Here is a 3,806-nt window from a genome sequence, read left to right on the forward strand (position 1 = left end):
TTATGAGGCGATGCTGCATTTTACCTGCGGCATCATTATCTGGAATAAAATCCTATTGGGATAGGCTCTAAAGAAATAAAAAATGAAATCGATTAATAAATAACAGGCTTTGCAAAATATTATTCTGTCAGCAGGGATTATAACGGAGATCACAATAATGATATAAAGTGGTTATAACGTAATGTAATTGTCACGCAGGCATGATTTAATTATAGGTGCTATTTTTATCCGATAATTGTTATTAAATATTTCGAATCTGAATACCGTTGAATTTACATTTGATTGTATTACAAACAATTCGGATGTTATTTGCACTAAAGTATACATTTTGTTTTTTGGTGTTACATTTAAAAATAATAATGTCGAATTATTAATCCGTATATATCTTTTTCTTATAGGGAACTTTCTGAATTTTCACTTTGTCGCCCGTCTTACCTATGTTAATTATTTATACGCGGCGCAAGACCGCTCACACATCACATAAATAATAATGACAGGGTAATAATGAACAATTTAAAAGCGTCAATCTTAATTGGCGGTGTCGTGCTGTCGGCTTTATCGGCAAGTGCGCAGGCCGAGATTACTGTTTTAGATAAAAATCCTCAGAGTAATTCTTTGCTGGCACCGTTAAGTTTACAGGTGGGCGGGAGTATTCGTCCTGAGTGGATTTTCAATAACGGCGATGAGCCGGGCTATTATAAAAATGGTCATGACGGTGGTACACGTTTCCGTTTCCGTGGTGATTATAAACTGACGCAAGACACTTCCATCATCGCTTACTACGAGCTGGGTGTGGACATGGCGCACCTGCTGGGCATGGACGGGCACTATGAAGAAGGCGCACGTCGCGATACTCAGCGTCAGTTATATGCCGGGTTTAAAGACGACCGTTACGGCACATTAACCTACGGCCACCAGTACGGGATTTATTATTCCGTCGTCGGGATTAAAAGCGACGTCTGGGATAACGATGGTCACGCGGGCGGTACAGGTATTGGTATTAACGGCAACTACGACGGTGCCAATAAACCAAAGAACAGTATTAAATATACCAACGACTTTGGTCCTCTGACGTTATATGCAAACTATTTGCTGCCGGAAGATCAAATCGCTGCCGGTGAAAATCAATATTACCGTCGTAATAATGGCGGTGGTTTAGGTTTCGATTATAAGCTGACCAAAGATTTAGTCTGGAGCGCAGCCTATAGTGTGACCGACGCGACGGTTAAAGATAATCAATATAATGAAAAAGATTATCACCAGCAGCTTTCCGGTACTGCGCTAACCTGGCAGCCGGGTAACTGGTATATCGTCGGGACCGGCAGTTATTACAAAGACTTTGTACCAAGCACGCGCGCCAATCCGGTGGATCATTACTTTGCGGGCAGCGGCTACGGCGTTGAAGGTTTCGTCGGTTATACCTTTAATATCGACAAACCGTTCCTGAAATCTATTCAACCTTACGTTGCAGCCGATTCCCTGCAGCTGAAAGGCGGCGAAGATTTCCATGCAAACCACACCTATTTTGGTGCGGGCACCACGATCGGTTACGGCCTGTCAGTTTATGTAGAACGCACACTGGCGCATTCAACCGACGGCGAACCGGATCAGACCTGGGTGACCGTGTTCTACGATTTCTAATTACCGATTGCCTCGTGTTTTCAATTGCCAGCGCCGAAATGCGCTGGCTTTTTTATGCCCTGAATCCCAGCGTTATGCCGCCATCGGCTCTTCCTCTACAACGATGTCATCATCGGTAAACGGCAGTTCCAATGCCAGATTCAGCACCTCTAATCGCTCACAAAGAATAAACCCCAGCAAGTCTTTGGCCTGCGCGTTATCCAGCGTCACGATGGCATAAGCCAGCGCCCGGCATTGATCGACGATCTCTTCGAGTTCCAGCTGTGTATTGTCATAAAGGTCAGACATGGGCTGCCTCCTGTGCGGAGGTGTTGAGCAGAGCAGTAGTATAAAATTCCATTTTAATTCTCCAGCTGATAGTTGATTAACTACCTCCAGAGACGCTAATCCCGGTGGTGGTAGCTCAAACAGCGTTAGCGTTCCGGCCAGTCTGGAATCCGGTGCCTCCTGAGAAGCCACTGCCTGAGCCACCATAATTTGGGTGAGTGCAGACCGTACCACATTTGCTCTATTTTCATAGAGTTGATGGTACCAAACTGGGACAGAACGCTAATTCTGACTGCGGGTTTTGCCGCAGTGAGGAGAGACTACATCATGGGAATTTATACAGTAAGAAGAATTTTTAGGCAGTTTTCATTCTTGCGAGATGTCTTGGAAAAGGGATGTAAATGAGATGAAAATCTACTGAAGGAAGAATGAAATAACGGGCAGCAAACACTACGTTTTAGTCATAAAAATTTGAAATCAATTAGGTAGCTGGCATAGTAACGTGAACCCCTAAACTTCCATAAAACAGACGGATAATTTCCTATGGCTGGCGTAAACCATTGGACTCGCGATCAATTGTTGGTGGCGTTTACTCTCTATAGCCAAATTCCTTTTGGTAAATTGCATTCTAAAAACCCCGATATTATTCATTACGCCGAACTTATAGGCCGAACACCCGGTGCTTTAGCAATGAAGTTAGTGAATCTAGCAAGCCTTGATCCTTTCATTATTGAATCTGGCCGCACAGGCTTGAAAGGTGCTTCAAATACTGATCGGGAACTCTGGAAGGAGATGAGGCTAGATACTGAAACGTTCGATTTCGAATGTTTGCGTGCAATGAACAAGCTCGATAAACCTGCGACAACTTTGCATGACAGTGGCCCCGTAGATTTCAGTGGACGAGAAAGAACGACTATCGTTAAAGCGCGTGTCGATCAGCAGCTATTTCGCAAAAATGTTCTTGCGGCCTATGAATATCGTTGCTGTCTTACGGAGTTGGAAGAACCGGCCCTACTGGTTGCAAGCCATATTCGGCCTTGGGCTGATGCTGTCGAGCATCGTTTGAACCCAAGCAATGGGCTATGCCTTTCAAGTTTGCACGACAAAGCATTCGATCGCGGATTGATTTCTTTTAATGAGCATTTAGAAATGATCGTCTCGCCAAAGCTCAAGAAGTTGACCAGCGATATTGCGATTGAGAATTTTGCTAAATATGAAGGGAAGCAGTTACGGATGCCGGTAAGTTATCCGCCTGACATGAGTCAACTGAAGTATCATCGGCAAAATATTTTTATTGGAAAAATATAGATTTTTTCATCTGCATTTCGGCTACCTCCACTTTAATGGTATTTGCGAGGAATCTCCTAAAAAAGAAAGTAACTAATGTAAATGCTTTTAGTAACTTGCATGCTAGTACCGTTCACCATAGAGTTATTAAAAGCCATTTGACAAAGCCTATAAATTTCAAATAGATGCTGTAATGACTTCTAAAGTTACAAATCAACTACTGTTTCTATTGACAGTGAAATTTTGCTTGCGCAAAATGGTCTGTAAGTTTTTTGCTTAGAGAATTATAAAATGAGTACCTTATCAAACGTTGTCACTGTTTCAGACGCAGCTAAAATGTTGTCGCTTAGCCCTCAGCAAATACGGAATTTCTGTAAAAATGGCAAGCTCGCAGCTTATCAGTCGGGAAAGACTTGGCTTATTGATAAGAAAAGTATTTTTGATATTTTAAGCATGAATAATGATAGGGTCGGTATGCTGAAAAATAATGAATTGAGAGCCCTTAGTTTTTTCAGTGGCGCAATGGGTTTAGATCTTGGTGGGCTTTGTTGAATAAATCGAACTTTTTGCCGTAATCAGGATCAGATCACCACATTCTCGATCCTGTAGCG

At 42.7% G+C, this 3,806-nt stretch carries 4 protein-coding genes; 3 read left to right on the plus strand and 1 reads right to left on the minus strand.

Annotated elements, in window-relative coordinates; all coding sequences use genetic code 11:
- Nucleotides 1-504 precede the first annotated feature (504 nt).
- The gene (locus J8X26_RS27170) at nt 505-1,641 is read left to right on the plus strand and encodes a porin (protein ID WP_208952624.1); all 1,137 of its coding nucleotides are present in this window, start codon (nt 505-507) and stop codon (nt 1,639-1,641) included.
- A 72-nt stretch (nt 1,642-1,713) separates the two neighbouring features.
- Here J8X26_RS27170 and J8X26_RS27175 read toward each other — a convergent pair whose 3' ends face one another.
- The gene (locus J8X26_RS27175; protein WP_208952625.1) at nt 1,714-1,929 is read right to left on the minus strand and encodes a hypothetical protein; all 216 of its coding nucleotides are present in this window, start codon (nt 1,927-1,929) and stop codon (nt 1,714-1,716) included.
- Between the two features lie 522 nt (nt 1,930-2,451).
- On the opposite strand from J8X26_RS27175, the gene J8X26_RS27180 reads away from it, so the two are divergent.
- On the plus strand, nt 2,452-3,216 hold the full coding sequence (locus tag J8X26_RS27180; protein ID WP_208952626.1) for an HNH endonuclease: 765 nt from the start codon (nt 2,452-2,454) through the stop codon (nt 3,214-3,216).
- 270 nt (nt 3,217-3,486) lie between these two features.
- Nucleotides 3,487-3,747, plus strand: coding sequence for a helix-turn-helix domain-containing protein (locus J8X26_RS27185; protein WP_208952627.1), 261 nt, complete (start codon nt 3,487-3,489; stop codon nt 3,745-3,747).
- Nucleotides 3,748-3,806: the final 59 nt, after the last annotated feature.

Source organism: Rahnella sp. ChDrAdgB13 (genome assembly GCF_017655185.1).
Classification (GTDB): Bacteria; Pseudomonadota; Gammaproteobacteria; order Enterobacterales; family Enterobacteriaceae; genus Rahnella; species Rahnella contaminans.

Coding starts and splice junctions, on each gene's coding strand:
- J8X26_RS27170 (WP_208952624.1), top strand. CDS start 505: ATGAACAATTTAAAAGCGTCAATCTTAATTGGCGGTGTCGTGCTGTCG.
- J8X26_RS27175 (WP_208952625.1), bottom strand. CDS start 1,929: ATGTCTGACCTTTATGACAATACACAGCTGGAACTCGAAGAGATCGTC.
- J8X26_RS27180 (WP_208952626.1), top strand. CDS start 2,452: ATGGCTGGCGTAAACCATTGGACTCGCGATCAATTGTTGGTGGCGTTT.
- J8X26_RS27185 (WP_208952627.1), top strand. CDS start 3,487: ATGAGTACCTTATCAAACGTTGTCACTGTTTCAGACGCAGCTAAAATG.